At 74.1% G+C, this 495-nt stretch carries 1 protein-coding gene; it reads left to right on the forward strand.

The window, feature by feature from the left end:
• Nucleotides 1–42 precede the first annotated feature (42 nt).
• The coding region (locus GTW67_RS09395; RefSeq protein ID WP_161164349.1) for an ATP-binding cassette domain-containing protein at nt 43–495 on the forward strand (453 nt) is incomplete at its 3' end.

Raw genomic sequence — 495 nt, forward strand, 5'->3', positions numbered from 1 at the left:
CCCGGACCCACCATCCGCACCCGCCCCCGCCAAGGAGCCGTCGTGATCCGCTTCGAGGACGTCTCCGTGACGTACGACGGCGTCGCCGAACCCACCGTCACCGGCGTGGACTTCGAGGTCCCCGAGGGTGAACTCGTCCTGCTGGCCGGCCCGTCCGGCGTCGGCAAGTCCACCGTGCTCGGCGCGGTCGGCGGCCTCGTCCCGCACTTCACCGGCGGCACCCTGCGCGGCCGCGTCACCGTGGCCGGCCGCGACACCCGCACGCACAAGCCGCGCGAACTCGCCGACGTCGTCGGCACGGTGGGCCAGGACCCGCTGTCCCACTTCGTGACGGACACCGTCGAGGACGAACTCGCCTACGGCATGGAGTCGTTGGGCCTCGCCCCGGACGTGATGCGCCGCCGCGTCGAGGAGACCCTCGACCTCCTGGGCCTGTCCGACCTGCGCGCCCGCCCGATCGCCACGCTCTCCGGCGGCCAGCAGCAGCGCGTCGCC

It is taken from the genome of Streptomyces sp. SID5910 (genome assembly GCF_009862125.1).
Classification (GTDB): Bacteria; Actinomycetota; Actinomycetes; order Streptomycetales; family Streptomycetaceae; genus Streptomyces.